The 16,270-nt window shown below is 62.7% G+C and carries 9 protein-coding genes; 1 reads left to right on the top strand and 8 read right to left on the bottom strand.

Annotated elements, in window-relative coordinates; all coding sequences use genetic code 11:
• Positions 1-461 precede the first annotated feature (461 nt).
• The 6 genes from EKD03_RS16785 to EKD03_RS16760 all read right to left on the bottom strand — a co-directional run bounded on the left by EKD03_RS16785 (position 462) and on the right by EKD03_RS16760 (position 9,610).
• Positions 462-1,289: a gasdermin gene (locus tag EKD03_RS16785; protein ID WP_129633382.1), complete on the bottom strand. Its 828-nt coding sequence runs from the start codon at positions 1,287-1,289 to the stop codon at positions 462-464.
• A 110-nt stretch (positions 1,290-1,399) separates the two neighbouring features.
• Positions 1,400-2,638 (bottom strand): cell division protein FtsZ, encoded by a 1,239-nt coding sequence (gene ftsZ / locus EKD03_RS16780; RefSeq protein WP_129633380.1) that lies wholly within the window; start codon positions 2,636-2,638, stop codon positions 1,400-1,402.
• A gap of 64 nt (positions 2,639-2,702) precedes the next feature.
• Positions 2,703-4,541 carry an N-acetylmuramoyl-L-alanine amidase gene (locus tag EKD03_RS16775; RefSeq protein WP_129633378.1) on the bottom strand — a complete coding sequence of 613 codons (1,839 nt, stop codon included), beginning with the start codon at positions 4,539-4,541 and terminating at the stop codon, positions 2,703-2,705.
• Positions 4,542-4,792: 251 nt separating this feature from the next.
• On the bottom strand, positions 4,793-6,238 hold the full coding sequence (locus EKD03_RS16770; RefSeq protein WP_161569296.1) for a CHAT domain-containing protein: 1,446 nt from the start codon (positions 6,236-6,238) through the stop codon (positions 4,793-4,795).
• Between the two features lie 79 nt (positions 6,239-6,317).
• On the bottom strand, positions 6,318-9,419 hold the full coding sequence (locus EKD03_RS16765) for an NACHT domain-containing protein (protein WP_129633374.1): 3,102 nt from the start codon (positions 9,417-9,419) through the stop codon (positions 6,318-6,320).
• Positions 9,416-9,610, bottom strand: a complete 195-nt coding sequence (locus tag EKD03_RS16760; protein ID WP_129633372.1) for a hypothetical protein — start codon at positions 9,608-9,610, stop codon at positions 9,416-9,418. The genes EKD03_RS16765 and EKD03_RS16760 overlap by 4 nt, the downstream gene beginning before the upstream one ends.
• A gap of 887 nt (positions 9,611-10,497) precedes the next feature.
• Between EKD03_RS16760 and EKD03_RS16755 the strand changes: the two genes are divergently transcribed.
• Entirely contained in the window at positions 10,498-10,992 is a 495-nt protein-coding gene (locus EKD03_RS16755) for a hypothetical protein (protein ID WP_129633370.1), read from the top strand.
• 181 nt (positions 10,993-11,173) lie between these two features.
• Here the strand turns inward: EKD03_RS16755 and EKD03_RS16750 are convergent, their stop codons facing one another.
• Positions 11,174-12,160 carry a UbiA family prenyltransferase gene (locus EKD03_RS16750; protein WP_129633368.1) on the bottom strand — a complete coding sequence of 329 codons (987 nt, stop codon included), beginning with the start codon at positions 12,158-12,160 and terminating at the stop codon, positions 11,174-11,176.
• A 126-nt stretch (positions 12,161-12,286) separates the two neighbouring features.
• Positions 12,287-15,949: a protein kinase domain-containing protein gene (locus EKD03_RS16745; RefSeq protein ID WP_129633366.1), complete on the bottom strand. Its 3,663-nt coding sequence runs from the start codon at positions 15,947-15,949 to the stop codon at positions 12,287-12,289.
• Between the last annotated feature and the right edge of the window lie 321 nt (positions 15,950-16,270).

Here is a 16,270-nt window from a genome sequence, read left to right as displayed (position 1 = left end):
CCGGGGAAACCCCACACATGTTGGCGGGCGATGCTTCGCCCCTCCATGATCCCCCGGTTCCACCATGCCCCACCATGCCCCGCCATCCCGTAGGGGCGAAGCATCGCCCACCTGATGGCCGGGGAAACCCCACACATGTTGGCGGGCGATGCTTCGCCCCTCCATGATCCCCCGGCCCCACCATGCCCCACCATGCCCCGCCATGCCCCGCCATCCCGTAGGGGCGAAGCATCGCCCACCTGATGGCCGGGGAAACCCCACACATGTTGGCGGGCGATGCTTCGCCCCTCCATGATCCCCCGGCCCCACCATGCCCCACCATGACCATGCCCCGCCATGCCCCGCCATGCCCCGCCATGCCCCACCATCCCCCGCCATGCCCCACCATGCCCCGCCATGCCCCACCATCCCCCGTCATGCCCCGTCCCCGAACCCCCACCGGAGGTGACGTTGCACATACCCTACATATCGAACATCACCAACCCCGGCTGGGCATGCAACAAGACCCGATCCGGGCTGTAACGCACCTGAGGCGGTGGCTCGTCGGGGATGCCCAGCGTGCGCAGCAGGTGATCGGGCGGCATGGCGGTCATCGCGCCCGTGTGATCGAGGAAGAGACGCACACAGGTGAAGGCGAAGGTGAGTTCCTTCTCGCTCTTGAGGATGATCTCGGCTTCGCCTTCACCTTTACTGTGCGCTTCGGCACCGGCAAAGATCTTGGCCAGCGCCGAGACATCGAGATCGGATTGTTGGCCGCGTTCGTTGGTGAAGATGACACTGATCTGGTTACTGATCAGCACCGAGTCGATTAGGAGCAGTTCGTGACGCTGATCGCCAAAGAAGATCGCGGCGGCGGGGTTGCCGCGATCAATCTGCTGGCCCGCGAGCGCCCAGCCCAGTGCGCCCAGATCGTAGGCCACCCGGCGCACATTGGGAAAGGCGAAGCTGAGGTAGGTGGCGCGCCCCACGTTGCTGGTTAGGTCGGCGGAGGGCAACCCGAATCCCTTGAGGAAGCCACGTAGAATGTGCATCCCCAGATCGAGTGTGACGCGGCGCGAACGCTTGCCGCTCACATCGGTGAGTTGCGAGGTCTCCGGGCGGATGCCGAAGGCACGTGGGTTGCTGAGCAGCGGCAGCAGGCTACCGCGCCACGCATTGCGCCCGTGGCGCGCCGCAATGATCGAGAGCGGGCGGATGCGCGAATCGGGCACCCGCACCATATTTGCACTGAAGCGGTCGTAGATCATGGCCACGATAGGGTCGGTGCGACAAAGATTCAGTTGATGCATTAGGGTTCTCACAAGATTGGGGTAATTAGTAGAGGCGAAGCATCGCCCGCCAAGCGCCTTCGGGTTCCTCTGTTCCATGGCGGGCGATGCTTCGCCCCTACGGGATGATCTCATGGCTCATGACGCCGATTGGCCCGCATCAGGAAGGGTGGCACGTCAAACTGAGCCGCTGCGCTGGCCGCTGCCGCTGGGGTGACGGGTGGGATATGGGGTTGGGCGGGTGGGCTGGGGGGCATCGGGACGCTGGGTTGGCGCGGGGCGATGCGCTTGAGCAGCCGCGTCGGCTTGGTTGGGTCGGGTGGCGGGGTGGCGCGGAAGCCAGTGGCCACCAGGGTTGCCTTGACCATGCCGGGGGGCAGGCTGGGGTCAATCATCGCCCCGAAGATGATGTTGGCATTCGCATCAACCGCCTTGGCGACCATCTCTGCGCCATGATGGATCTCGAAGAGGCCAATATCGTCATTGGCGGCGATGTTGAGTAGCAGCCGACTGGCCCCCTCGATGCGTCCCTCCAGCAGCGGGCATGCCATGGCGCGGCGGACTGCATCAGCGGTGCGGTTGGCCCCATTGCCCACCCCAATCCCCAACAGGGCCGAGCCAGCTTCGCTCATGATCGTCCGAATGTCGGCAAAATCCACGTTGATCATACCGTGACGGGTAATCAGGTCTATGATTCCCTGAATGCCAAAATGAAGTACTTGGTCGGCCATGCCAAAGGCTTGGGTGATCGAAGTGGTACGCGCCGATGCCTGCACGATCCGGTCATTCGGTATAGTGATGATCGTATCGGCAACCGTGCGCAGTTGGCTGATCCCCTGTTCGGCCACGTTGGCGCGCCGGTTGCCCTCAAACTTGAAGGGGCGCGTGACGATCCCCACCGTAAGTGCGCCCATTTCACGGGCGATCTTGGCCACCACCGGCGCCGCGCCCGTCCCCGTCCCGCCGCCCATCCCGGCTACCACAAAGACCATGTCGGCACCGTCGAGGGCTTGGCGCAGGTAGCGCTGGCTCTCCTGAGCCGCCAGTTGCCCCACCGCCGGATCACCTCCGGCCCCTAAACCGCGTGTGGTGGTCTCCCCCAAACAGATCTGGGTGGCCGTGTGCGCGACCTGGAGCGCCTGGTAGTCGGTGTTGACAGTGATGAGATCGGCACCTTGCATGCCGCTGCCGAGCAGGCGGACGATCACGTTGCCGCCTGCACCACCCACGCCGATCACCTTGATGGTGATCGGCTTCAGGCCGTGGGTGATTGGTTCAGCTAAGAGATCGGAAAAATCGGGACTAACACACAACTCAAAGGGTAAACCGGGGCTTGTATGTTCGTGGTTGATGAATGCAGAGGGGAGCATGGGAACCTCCTATATGATTATGATCTGGTTATCGCGTTGCGACGCGACGCAATATTTTGCGTCGCTACCGCGGTACCCCAATCCGAATCTGGCTCAGATCGAACGCGCATGTGGCATGCAGAATGCGCAGCAGCCAGGCCAGGGCGCTGCGCTGGCGCGGGCTGGCTTGGTTCACATCGCCTTCGCTGGCGATGATCATGTGGGTGGTGGCGGGTGCATCACGCAGCCGGATGATCGTCCCATCACACTGGATGTAGTAGTGCCAGAAGGCCACCACTGGCAAGGTGAGGTCGCTGGCGGCGGGGCCAAGGGTCGGCCAGAGAACAATCTGGCTGATCGCCTGGGGTGGTTGGGGCGCGTCATGCCAGCGGCTGAGATCGTGGATACGCGGGTGGGCCAGCGCTTGGCCGAGTAGTTGCCCCGCGATTGTCCCAGGCATTCGGGTACGCCCAGCGACATATTCACGTAAACAGCCGATGTCGTTCTCGTCCGCAGCGCCCAGGGTGGCGGCGAGGCCATTGATCGTGGTGCCTGTGGGCACGGGGCGGTCGTAGGCCCAATCGGCGCTGGGCAGGCGGCAGGCGATCACATCTTTGGCGAAGGGCATGAGTAGGAAGTGCGCCTCACCCAGTTCAAGTTCTTCGGGCGCACCCAGCGGCGCACCGATCTGCGTGTCGAGCGCGTAACGCACCAACGTGGCCTGTTCTTCAAACTGCCGCCCGGCCTGTTCACGGTAGAGGCTGTCGAGCAGGGTGCGCCGCAGCAGGGTGGCTTGGGCGGTAGTGAGGCCGGAAATGCGGCGCTTGCCAGCAACCACCGCGCTCAACTCGCTCAGCCGGTAGATAGTCTTCCAATTCGGCACGGGCGAGCAGAGGCTATCGTAGGCGAAGTGCTGGCAAACATACGCCGTGCCATTACTGATCGTCAGGCGCTGGTTGGGGCCAATCGGCACACCCAGGCTGGCCAGGTTCTTCAGGACGTGTTGATGGTGCGCCCAGTCGGGGCGATAGCCATTCACCGGGTCGGCTTGGCGAAAGAGCAGTTCGAGCAGCGCGTCACGCAGCGGCCCGGCAGGCGTTTGGCTAAGGCGCTGCACCTGGGTAGGCGCGGGCGGGGTGGTGTCGAGCGCCTCTAGCGGGGCGTAGAGCAGATCCCCGGCATAGATCTCGACGAGGAACGTACCTGCGTCGGCCAAGAGGATGCCGCGATCCTGGTCATCCTGCGCGGTACCATCGGCAGTGCGGCGGGCGGTGGGCGCAGCGACGGGCATCCCCAGTTTGGCCTGTTGCGCAATCGTAAAGAAGGGCCAGCCCGCGCTGAGGCCACTGCCTGCCGTGCGATAGGCCAGATCGAGCAGATGCGCCTGCAACTGCGCCACCAGTTCGGGCGGCGTTGTCGTCTCTGGCACCAGATCGGTATAGACCTCACCCACGAAGCGCTGCCAGGGGAACCCGGCGGGGTCACTCTTGCGTCCCGGCGCAATATCGAGGTGGCGCACCAGTTGGCTACGCGGGATGTCGTGGCGCACCACCAGCGTGCGACAGAGCCAGAGCGCCGCCGCATACTGCGCGGTGGGGTAGGGGTCACGCCCATTATTCAGGTTTTCCAGTTCAATACCGAGCGAGTAGGCATTACAACCACTCACCTGCTTACCATCCACATTCCAACGGCTCACCCCAGCGTGCCACGCGGTGTTGGCATCATCCACCAACTGAACAATACGGCCCTGCTTACTGATGTAGTAGTGGGTCGAGACCGGGCGGCGCTCATCGCCACCAGCGCGCAGCCAATTGAGATCGCCCGGCCCGCGCCCCGCCGTGGCATGGAGGACGATCATGCGCACCCGGCCCTTGCGCCCGGTCTGGTAATGCGGTCTGCTCATCGCGATACGTTCGATCTGCATTGGTACCTTTCCGTTCGTGTGTTCTTCCTACCCTCCCAGCGACGCAATATGTTGCGTCGCTACTAGGTCTTCCTACCCTCCCAGCGACGCAATATGTTGCGTCGCTACTAGGTCTTCCTACCCTCCCAGCGACGCAATATGTTGCGTCGCTACTAGGTCTTCCTACCCTCCCAGCGACGCAATATGTTGCGTCGCTACTAGGTCTTCCTACCCTCCCAGCGACGCAATATGTTGCGTCGCTACTAGGCTTCCTACCCTCCCACCATCTCCACCCCCTGAATCGTCCCACCCTCAGCGAACACCACCTGGCGGCTGCTGGGGCTACCCTGCATGCGCAGGCCATTGATATTCCCGCCGTTGCGGGCGATGATCGCCTGTTGTGCGGCGGCGGCACGCTTGGTTGGCGGGATGGGAGTAGGTGGTGCTGCCGGACGCAGGAAGATCGGCCCGCTGGTGCGCGAGCGCACATAGAGCGCAGGGACATACCACGAGACACGCTCCGGTTCTTCAACATAGAGCGCCCGCCGCGCAAAGGCCAGCGCGGCCCCAACACTGCGCCCCTCGGCGAGCGCCTGGTAGATCACCGCAGCCATGCGACTGGCGGCGGCAATCCGCACCGTGAACTGCATCCCCAACACCACCGGCACGCCAGCCGCGCAGAGCGCCGGGGCAATCGCACTGTGCAGATCGCCGTGTTCCCCCATCATCGCCCCCTGGCATGCGTGCAGAATCACCATCCCCGCCGGACTTAAGAGCGGAGCCAGGGCACTCACCGGGGTCCAGACACCCCCTGTGGTGCGTAGGGGCGATGCATCGCCGCCAACCCAGCCCTGGGGTTCCGAGCGCATCGTGGGCGATGCTTCGCCCTGACACGGCGCGTCGAGCAACAACGCCCCCACGCCATCGCGGTAGCGCCCGTGGCCGTAGTAATGGATGATGTCGGGCGGCATATCGGGGTTGATCGCCGCCACCAACGCCTCCAGCGTCGCCGGGGCAACCTCGGTCATCTCGGCCATCCCGCCCTTGAGCAGCGGTTCCCAGGCAACTTCGCGGGCTACCCGTTCCACATGGCGCAGCTCCTCACTGATCCCAGATGCGGGAGAAATGGCGAGGATACGCAACGCCCCGTGGGGAGCACGAGGTGGCGGCAGAGCTTCGGGCAGATCAAGGCGGCGCACACAGGTCGCACTGGCCCCGCGACTAAGCAGCAGCGGCGTTGGCCCCGCGTCCCAGAGCAACTCCCAGGGCAAAGCGGCCAACTCCACCGCTGTAGGTGGAAAACAGAGTTCCAGCCCCAACGTCCGCCCCAACGCCGCCACATGATCGCGGATCGTAGCAAGAGCCGTCGCCCCCGCCTGATCCAGCGTCAGGGCGCGGAAGAGCCGCCGCCCGACCCGCTCCGAAGCATCGGGCGCAACCCGCCCCCCCGCCCACAAACCGAGCTTATTCAGCCGTTCGCGCTCATCCGCACTGAAGCTGAAACTCTCTTGCTGCTGCACCGTCCATGCGGTAGGGTAGGCCGGATCTTGCAGCGCATCAAGCGCCCGCAACACCAGCCCTAGATCGGCAGGCGGCAACGGATTGGGCAGGCGACTCTCGCGCACCCCCAGCACATCGGCTTCCCAGCGCAACAGCGCCCCGCCGGTGAGCGGGCGGAAGATCAGACGCAAGATGATCGGATCATTGGTTGGTGGCATAGATTCCTCTTGTAGGGGCGAAGCATCGCCCACCATGTGGCATGGAATACGAACTGGATTGGCGGGCGATGCTTCGCCCCTACACACCGACCCGCACCATCCGAAAACCCAGGGTCGGTAGCCGCTGACCGGGCTGGTACCAGCCACTCACACCACAGCGCAGATCAGGCGCACCCAGCAGCAGATCGCCGCCCCGGATAAGCGGGGTTTCACCACGCCCAACATCCTCGCAGGCCAGTGGCGAATCCGAATCCTCAGCTAGGCTCGCCGTCCACTCCCAACAATTACCGAGCAGATCGAGTGCCCCGCAGGCAGCGGCACCCGCCGGGAACGCCCCGACCGCCGCCGGTGCATGCAGCCCCAACCCGGCGTAGGCGGCGTGGCTCGATGTTGGCGGCGCATCGCCCCAGGGGTAACGCCGCTGATCGGTATCGCGGGCGGCACGTTCCCACTCGCGGGAAGTGGGCAAACGCAGTCGCTCAGCGGCGGCCAACCAACCCGCCCGCCGCGCCACCTCGGTCAGCCAGGTACAGTAGGCGTGCGCCTCGTACCACGCCACCCCCACCACGGGTTGGGAAGGTGCATGGCAATTGGCATCCTCCCAATAGGCCGGGTGGCGCACGCCATGCGCGAGCCAGAGCCACCCCGCCTCACTCCACCAACGCCGCTCGTGGTAGCCCCCGGCGGCGATAAACTCAGCAAACTCAGCATTGGTCACCGGGAGGCGGGCGATACGCAGATCATGCGCCAACACAGCCGGGTGCAGCCGGGGGCGGTGGGTCGTCGCTTGCAGCCCCTCATCACCCAACCAAAAAGCCCCGCCACTGATCGGGCACCAATAGCTACCCGCAACCGCATCGCCACTCGCCACATCAAGGCGGCGCGGATCACCCAACTGCCCCAGCAGGCGACTAGCGGCCAAGCGACTCTCTAGCGAGGTCGCCGGATCGGCCAGCAGCGCCAGTAGTTCCGCAATCGTCTGCTCCCAGGCGCGTTGGCTGGCCCCGTTATGCCCAATGTCGAGCAGACACTCACCCGCCAGCACCACCGCGTGATCGCGTGGTGGCGGCGTAGCCAGCAGGTGCAGCAAAAGACGCTGCGCCTCACGCTGCGGAGCCGAACCAATCGCCAACCGCAACACCTCACGCCAGCGCGGCTCGCGGCTATAGATCTGGAAGAGGCCATCAGGATCATCAACAGTAACCGATTCGAGCAACCCGCGTGCCGCCAGATACTCCTCGAAGGTGAGGTGCAGAAAACCGAAGCGGCGGTAGCCGCGCTCCTGGAGCAACCCGGTATCGCGGCGCATCAATTCGACAAAATCCTGCGCCATGCGGCGCGCACGTCGCCGCTGGAGGCCATCGGTCTGGACGAGGGTAGCAGCAATATGGGCCTCCAGATCATCCTGATCCACCAACCCACCCGGCTGTTCACGATGAATCCAGAGCGCCACCGGCCCCAGCAGATTGACCACGAAGCGCTCATCAAGCCGCTCATCACCCAGATAGAGATCAACCGAGCGCCCAGAGAGCGAGCGCGTCCGGTTCCAAGTCTCCGCGAGCGCCTCGACACACAGCCGGTACAGATCCACCCGCCGGTCGGGCAACCGCGCCCCCTGGTTATGGATCAGCGCCAGAATAGTGAGCAGCAACGGATTGCGCGCCAGCGTCGCCACATTCGTATCGGCCAAAACCACCGCCCGCAACGAGCGCGTGCGCTGTTCAACCCGCACCGCCAACTCGGCAGCCACCGCATCCCGCACCAACTCGTAGTAGAGATCATCGCCAACGGGGCTAGCCGCTTCGGCTAACGCCTCATAGGCCAAGCTCCAGCGCCAGATAAAATCGCTGATCTGGCCTTCATCCAGCGACTCAATCACCACCGTAGTAAAGAGTTGCGGATCAAGCGGCGCATCGGCATACCCGACACTCCGGCTGGTAGCGAGAAAACGATTCCCCTGCGCATCCCACTCGCGCACAAACGCCTCCAGCGTGCGCACAATCCCACCCCGGTCGGTTCGCACCTCATCCAGCCCATCGAGGAGCAGGAGCGCCTGACCATGTTCGAGCGCCCGCAGAAAGAGCGGGCCATAATCGGGCTGCGAAAGCCCGGCATAATAATCGCGCAGGTAGGCCAGAGGAGCCAGATCAGCATGACCAGGACGGCTACGCGCATCGGCGAAGGCGGCCACCGGGAAGAAGATCGGCAACCAATCGGCACCAACCGCACAGGGCTGGTGGGCGGAAGTGCGCCCCAAACGGGTGAGCAAGTAGCGCACCAAGGTACTCTTGCCACTACCGGGATCACCCAGCACCACCAAAAAGGGCTGCTCACACACATACTCGTGCAGTAAGCGTGGCACGGCACTACTCAACCCATGGGGCGTGCGTCGATCCGCCGCGATCCGCGCCTGGATAGGAATATAGATCTGTTCGAGATCGATGCGAGCGGCGGCCTGCACCTGAATAATGCCACGAAAATCGAGCGTCCCAAACGTCTCGATCACAAAAGCGCGGTAACGCACAAAGAGCGCAGCAATATCGGTAGGAGCGGGATGGCTGCGGGTATAGAGATCGCCATACACCACCGTCTGTTGGACATGCGCAATTTGAGCGCCCTGAGTCGCCACAATCGTTTGGCTTGGTTCAGCCAGCAACTGATCGAGCAACGGGCGGGAGGGCTGGTTGAGACGCACATGATCGAGCGTCTTACGCTGGCTCGGCGTCGGCCAGTGAGGTTGGAGACGCCCTTGAGCGGCGAGCGCTTCGGGCAAACAGTGCTGAAAAAAGAGCGTAAAGGCCGGGGCGAGGCATCGCCAAGAAGGCAGATCCAAGCCAAGCTGGGTGGACAGCGGGCGCACTACCCGCCGGTAGTGGTCAATCAACGGCGCAAGATTGGGCGTATGGACGAGCAAAAACTCCTCCACCGCCAACTCACGCAAGCGAGCCGCACACGGATCAGGATGCGCCAGCAGTGCCAGCAACAGATCCACCAACGCAGCATCGGCCACCTCACGACGCAGATGCGTTACCGCCTGAGCGCTGGCACGGCCAAAGGCATTGCGGAGGCTCGGCTGAGTCAAATCACCCAGCTTCGCGGGCAGGATCGGGCCGAATGTTGCGGTCACACGGTTGGCAACCCCCATGAGCGCCTCAAGCAGAGCTGGTGCCAACGCGATCACGAAGCCCTCCGCTTGCCAGGGGCCGCGACATCCTCATGCAGCAGGCGTACCAGCAACAAGGTGGAATCATCACCCCGGCGGCGCTGCGGCGTGCGCAGCACCGCCCGCAGGCGATGCTTGGCAATAGTGGCACTCCCAGAGGCGGAACGCGAACGTGGCCGTGGCGCACTGCGCCGGAAGAGCGTAACCATACGATTGCCTCCATCGTCAATCAAATCAACGCAAAAATTGCTTGCTAGGCCCACTAAAACACCTTGTTGGAACCGTTTAGGTTATTGTCAGTATCCTTAATGGGTTCTTATTGGGTGCTTATTGGGATAATCCAGGGGTTCAATATTGTGCCTCTCTGGAACTACGCGAGCTACTATAGCACGTAGTTTTCTGTTTGTCGATAGTATTTTGAGGATCTTATCGGGCAATTATTGAGCCGTTTACCCCTTGCAAAAAACTCTACTATCGTGTATAGTTTTCTCAGACAGCCGGGCCTTCCTGGCCAAACAAGGCAATTTGGAGGAAACCTATTCCAATACCGCATCTGCGACCAGTGCGGCACAATCAGCGAAGGAGTACCTGCGCAACATCCCAATAACAACCTAACAAGCACCCTTTGAATTTCCCAAAATTGCCAATCCAAGGTCTATGAGGTACTGTACAATTGCCCTGAGGTGTAGTATGATAGACCTCAGAGCTAGTAACAAGAGGCAGATTATGTCGACCGAGATCCTCCAGGGGAATATCCACACAAACGGAGAGAACGTTCTGTTGCGCGTCCCATTGCAGGTGCTGGGCCTATCCATGATCTATGCGACCCTGCTTAGCCGACTGGAGCGACACTTCCCAATCAAGCCCGATCACACATGGGCTGAGGTGACCGGTGGGGTGGTTGTATCACTCGCACCGCTCGCCTTGGAGGCACGACGACACAGCAAACTGGATTGGCGAACGTATGAGACGACCCTATGGCTGAGTTTCTTTGCTTCAGGAGCGCCAATTATTCTTTGGCAACTGGGCGAGGCGATGATGCGGCAGTATGAACTACTGCGCTACACAGGGAGTCGGGAACGAAAGCGCGTAGACTATGGCGACACTACCACGTCGTTGGCCCGCCGAGGTCGAGGAGGAGCGGGGGAAGGCGATAGTGACAGCGAACGATGTGACCCAGAGCTTAGCTCAGGCACAGACCACGCTTGATACTGCCCGCCAAAAAGTGCCCCTCAATCAAGGGCTTGCCCTCGTGCTCATGGCCGATACCGACCGTTATCTGGCTGATGCGGCAACCCGCATCGAGCGTGTCCGCCGTCACATGGCAATTGTCAGGGGCAAACCTGTGCATGGGAGATGGCCCATGGTTGCACTACGACAACGTGAAGATGCCGAGGGGTGCCTGGACATGGCCCATGACCTCCTCGTCAAAGCCGAGCAGAAGTTGGAACATGCCCGTGATCGCATCGCTCACAATCCGCTCTTGGCCGAGGCGATCATTGCTGATGTCTCGACACTTCAGGCGCGGGCGCTGACTCAGATGGAACGCTTTGCGCGCCTCTTGACCGAGGCTGGTATGGGGCGGGAGTAGAGGGGCTATGCGATCCGGCATCTCATGGGCTTTCACCTGCTACCCGGTGGCCCTCACCCCCAACCCCTCTCCCGTGGGCTTCACCCACAGGAGAGGGGAGCCGAATTCTTAAGAAATCCCTTACACCTACTCCGGCATCCCCCTCGCCTATTCGCGCAGCGAACGGGCGAGGGGGTGAGGGTCATATGTTTTGCAGCGCTGCGTAGGTCATCCCATTAGCCAACAAGGGGAGGCTGTGGGCGATCAGGGTGGTGGCGCGGAGCGGCCACCCTAGCCCCGGCGCAACCAGTGCGATAGGCGTACTCAGCAGGAGGATCAGGTGCAGCATGCCCGCGTCGGTGGCGACCATAGTGCCGCGTGCCGCCCGCATGAGCAGGCCCAGTGAGAGTGCGCTGAGCGCGGTGATGCCTGCGGCGGCACGTCGCTGGGTCGCCGGTGGCTGGGTGGCGATGGCCCAATAGGGCAGCGCGAGTAGCGCCGCTTGGAGTACCCCGGCATAGCTGAGCAGGCCCGATCCAATCCGCAGCCCCGCTGGGCTGGCACTCGCCCCCAGCATGATCGCGGTGGTCTGTGCTCCACACGCCGCGTCATTGCTAAGGTCGCGCAGTGCGCCATGCACGCCGTTCACCATGAGAATGAGCAGAATCTCGTAGCCGATCAGGCTGTGCGTGAGCCGGTTGGGCCGCGCTCCGCCCGCCTCTGCACCGTAGGCGATCAGGCTGGCCCAACCCAGCGCTTGCACCAGATCGGTGAGCGGCGGGAAGGGGCAGGCTTTGCCCCAACGATTGTAGACCGCCATCAGGACGCAGGCAGCGGCCAAGTATCCGCGCCCCCCACGGCCTTGGCTGAGGCTGAAGGCCGCCGGAATTGCACTGAGCGCCAGCACCAGTGCGGTGCCGGGCGCAAGATCGCCACGCACCAGCGGGTAGTCGGTGCGCAACGGCTGGCTACGGTCAAGCTCCAGGTCGCAGACATCGTTGTGGATGTAGGCGAAGCTGTGGAAGCAGGCCGCAACCCCCAGCAGGCGCAGGCTGTCACGCAAGCTCAGTTCGGGATTGACGCTCCCCGCACCGAGGAGCGGCAACACCGCCGTGGCCCCAAAGGCGGAAAAGCGCGTGAAGCGGTAGAGATCCATGCACCAAGCTGGGATGACGATGCGGGTTGTCATAAGAAAGTTTCGATCTATTCAGTCTGTTTGTCGCACTAATATACCGCAGAGGACACAGAGGGGCGCAGAGAATCACTATCTCTGCGGCCCTCTGCGTCCTCTGCGGTGAACAACATATAGCCTCGATCAGGTCGTCCATTCGCTCAGCCGGAAGCCCGCCTCGCGCAGCATACGGAAGACGTTGGCGGTGTAGGCGGCAATGAACTCGCTCGGTTGGCGTGCGTTGGTAAGCATCTCCATGGCGGCCATGGCCATTTGGCGGCGAATCTTGGGGTAGTAGGTGCAGGAATGCACCACCTGGTTGAACATGCCGAGCCAGTAGATGAAGCGCCGCACCAGCTCGGTGTCGGCGGCAGCGGCCACTTGGCGTTGGTAGTCGGCACTCAGCCCCACTCGGTGCATAAAGACATCGGCGGCATCGAGATGGAGCGTGCGGATGGTGGCCAGGGTGGTGAGCAGTGTCTCCGGGTAAGCGCTCGGTTCGAGGCCAGTCAGCAGATCGCCGAGCAGGCGGAAGGTCGGGGTGGGGTGATAGAAGCCCACCGCCGCTAACCCGGCCACACAACGCGCAATCTGGCGATCATCGCCGCGTAACATGCCGTCCTGCAACAGCAACTCGATCACCGGCATGGTCTGCCCGACCTTGCCATACGCCAAGCCGAGCGGCAAGAGCAGGATGTCGAGCTGATTCAGGATGCTGGGGCTTTCCCCATAGACCAGATCGGGATGTTCGCTGAAGAGGCGCTCAGTCAGATGCTCAATCAGCGCCGCCCAGGTGGGTGGGGTTTGTGGCATCAGTACCGAGAAACTGAGCAGTACCCACAGGCGGCTGGGGCCAGACAGCCGCTCAAAGAGGTCGCGGATGATCGGCTCATTCGCCGTAAAGTTGCTGGCAGCGTGAATCCCCAGTTGGGCTACGCCAACCAGGTTGAAGAAGATATTCTGGCCGTGCAACAACGTCTCAATTGTGGCAATGTGATCGGCAAACGGCGTGGCCGGATCAAAAAGCGGAGCCGCCTGCACCAGCAGGGCGCGTTCACTCTTCGGCAGCGCGAAGAACTGCTCAATCGGCATGACCTCGGCCAGCATGATCGTATCCAGGATCGGCTGCGAGAAGGCGCTCGCCACTGCCTGAAAGATCAGATCCTCAATCGTTTTGCCGAAGATCCCAGTATTGATAATGTCGAGATGCAGGCGCTGTTTGGCCAGTTCGTAGTAGAGATCCACCGTGCGATCAATCACATCCTGGCGGTCGCAGTGGTTGATATAGATCACCACCGAGAGTTCAAAGAAGAACTCCACAATGTTGCGCAGGTCGCGCAGCGCCGTCGGCCCCACCCGCCCAACCAGATCCTTGAGCAGATCATAGGTGAAGTCGGGGTCGTTGTGCCAGATCAGGTAGAGCACATCACGCGCCACCCGACGCAGCGCGGGTTTGCCCTTGGCCGCTGCCCAGAGGAAGATCTCGCGCGCACGTGGGCCGATATAGTAGGCCGCCTTGAGGCCGGTACGCCGCGCCTCCTCTGAGTCGCGCTGGCAGAGTTGTTTGATAATCTCGCTGGCCACATTCGGCTCATCGGCGTAGAGTTCGAGCAACGCCTCGACCACCAACTCACGCGGTTCTACGTCGGGGAGTTCGGCCAGTGCGGCGAAGGCATCGGGTTGGTGGTAGATGAGGAGGGCCGTCCGCGCCACATCCCACGCCAGTGGGAAGCTGCGGGCTTGGGCGAGCAGCCCGCGCATCACGCCGGTGATCCCCTGTTGGGCCACACCTTCACGCAGGATGTGGCGTGCCAACACATACGCGCCGACCTCCGCATAGGTAAACCCGACCATCTCGCCGGAGAAGAGATTCCCGCTCAGTTCGGTCAGCACACCGCCATCAAGCAGGCGCGTATAGGCCGAGTCGGGGTCATCATTGAGCAGATCGGGGCGCAGTTGGTCATTGCGCACCAGATCGCGGATGGGGACTGCCGCCTGCCCCAACCGCAGCATCTCCGCTGCTAACTCTTCAATAAAGAGTTGCTCGCGGCGTTGCCGTACCCGCTCATCAAAAAAGCGCCGGAAGATGCCCAAACTCAGCCCGCGCGCCGCCAGAACCACCGGGCCATCACGGTAGGACTCGGCGATCATGCGGAGGAGCAGCGGCTTACGCAGGCGCTCGCGCAGGGCGAGCGGCAGGCTCTCCAGCGGAGTCTGGAGTTGGAAGAAGTGGCGGTAGCGCTCATAGGCCAGCGCCAGATTCATCGGTTCAAAGAGATCGAGGGTCAGTGCCGACTCGCCATCGGGGCTGTAGTGGTAGGCTCCCCAGAAGAGGTTGGTGGCCCCGGCCCGATCAAGTTGCTTCCACGTTGCACTATTACAACTCAGCACAATCCGCAGATGTGGGCCAGCCACTCGTCCAACTAGGCTATCAATCTGTTTGAGCAGCGCTTCTGGGCCAGATTGGGCACCGCTGCGATACTCGTTCAGGCCATCAAAGATGATCACCAAGCGCCGATGGGCCGCCGCAGCCAGTTGGGCAATCTGATGCAGATCACCGAGCAGGAGTTCAGGCAGTTCGCGGCGCAGATCACGCGCAATCTCACGATCAATTTCGGGGCCAAGCGAACCACCACAACGGTAGAAGAGCACCGCATCCCCAGCCGCACGTAGTTTACTCACCCAATGCGCCAGCAGACAGGTCTTGCCCACCCCCGAATCACCCAGGATAAGCAGCGCCCCCGCCGGCCCCGCCATAAAGGCGGCCAGATCAGCCTCAATGTTGCGAGGGACATAGGTTTCGGGCAGGTAGGTACTAAGGCGGCGCGCACTCCCCTGCAACTCACGCAACACATAATCACACTGCACCCCCGCCGCATCGCGCACCTGTTCCCACCCGATACTGAGGGGCCGTTCGGCACTACTCCCAGGGTCGGTGATCGAGCGCAGGTTGCGCGGCTGCACCGAGGCCGCCGCACCGACCGAGGTAGGCACCACCTGCACCGCCGCCTGGCGTAGTGCTTGGCGTAGCGCCAGTGCCGAAGGCGGGCGATTCTCGCGCTGCACCGCCAGTGCCTGGGCAAAAATGGCACTCAACTCTGGCGTCACCTCCGGGTGCAGATCGCTAAGTGCTCGCAACGGATCGGGCCGCCCGGCCAACAACGCCTCGGCACGCACCGGCGCATTCGGCGGCATCCGGTCGGTCAACAGGTGATAGAGCGTCGCTGCCAGGGCATAGAGATCAGAGCGCGGATCGGTGCCACTCGCATCAATCTGCTCCAGCGGTGCATACTGAAGCGTATAACCAAAGAAGCTCGATTCCTGATCGGCACCGCGTGCAAGGCCAAAATCGAGCAGCACGATCTGGCCATCAGGCGTAAGTTTGAGGTTTTGCGGCTTAATGTCGCGGTGCAGAACCGGCGGGGTGCGGGTATGCAGATACTCCAGCGCCGCCAAAAGCTGATCGGCCCAATCGAGGATATCGTGGAGCGGAAAAGGGCCACCGCGCCGCGCCTGAAGCGCGGCCAGATCGGCCCCGGTGAAGAACTCCATCACCAGGAACCAGCCGGAGCTATCGCTAAAGTAGTCAATCACCTTAGGCAGCGCGGAGTGGCGCAGCGCAGCAAGGAGCCGCGCCTCGTGTTGGAACGCCTCGGCATTCTCCATCGAGGTGCCGATCATCTGCTTGAGCGCCACCGTATTGCGTAGACGCTGATCCACCGCCTCATAGACGGCACCCATCCCGCCACGCCCAATCAGGCGCACGATCTGGTAGCGCTGGATCACGAGCGCACCCGGCTCAAGCATATCAAGATCCTCGCTCTACGATGCTCTGCTGACTGCTCGAATCTTCAACCTATTGTAGCATGGCATGTCTCCTTGGATCGCGGTCGCTGAGCTTCCGGGTAGGGCATGGGCAACGTCACCTCCGGTGGGTCGCCCGCCTGTCAGGGGCGAAGCATCGCCCTAACGCCCCCTGGGAGGATCGACCATTTTTGGTGGGGGCGATGCTTCGCCCCTACGGGTGCATCGCGGCATACCGGTGGCCTCCCACCCCGCCCATCGTAGGGGCGAAGCATCGCCCACCATAACCCCCTACCTCGGTGGGTCGCCCACAGGCGATGCTTC

Source organism: Candidatus Oscillochloris fontis (assembly GCF_004138135.1).
Classification (GTDB): Bacteria; Chloroflexota; Chloroflexia; order Chloroflexales; family Chloroflexaceae; genus Oscillochloris; species Oscillochloris fontis.
The sequence above is the reverse complement of the archived record's forward strand: the minus strand, read 5'-3'. Positions and strand labels throughout refer to the sequence as shown.

Coding starts and splice junctions, on each gene's coding strand:
- EKD03_RS16785 (WP_129633382.1), bottom strand. CDS start 1,289: ATGCATCAACTGAATCTTTGTCGCACCGACCCTATCGTGGCCATGATC.
- ftsZ (WP_129633380.1), bottom strand. CDS start 2,638: ATGCTCCCCTCTGCATTCATCAACCACGAACATACAAGCCCCGGTTTA.
- EKD03_RS16775 (WP_129633378.1), bottom strand. CDS start 4,541: ATGCAGATCGAACGTATCGCGATGAGCAGACCGCATTACCAGACCGGG.
- EKD03_RS16770 (WP_161569296.1), bottom strand. CDS start 6,238: ATGCCACCAACCAATGATCCGATCATCTTGCGTCTGATCTTCCGCCCG.
- EKD03_RS16760 (WP_129633372.1), bottom strand. CDS start 9,610: ATGGTTACGCTCTTCCGGCGCAGTGCGCCACGGCCACGTTCGCGTTCC.
- EKD03_RS16755 (WP_129633370.1), top strand. CDS start 10,498: ATGGCGACACTACCACGTCGTTGGCCCGCCGAGGTCGAGGAGGAGCGG.
- EKD03_RS16750 (WP_129633368.1), bottom strand. CDS start 12,160: ATGACAACCCGCATCGTCATCCCAGCTTGGTGCATGGATCTCTACCGC.
- EKD03_RS16745 (WP_129633366.1), bottom strand. CDS start 15,949: ATGCTTGAGCCGGGTGCGCTCGTGATCCAGCGCTACCAGATCGTGCGC.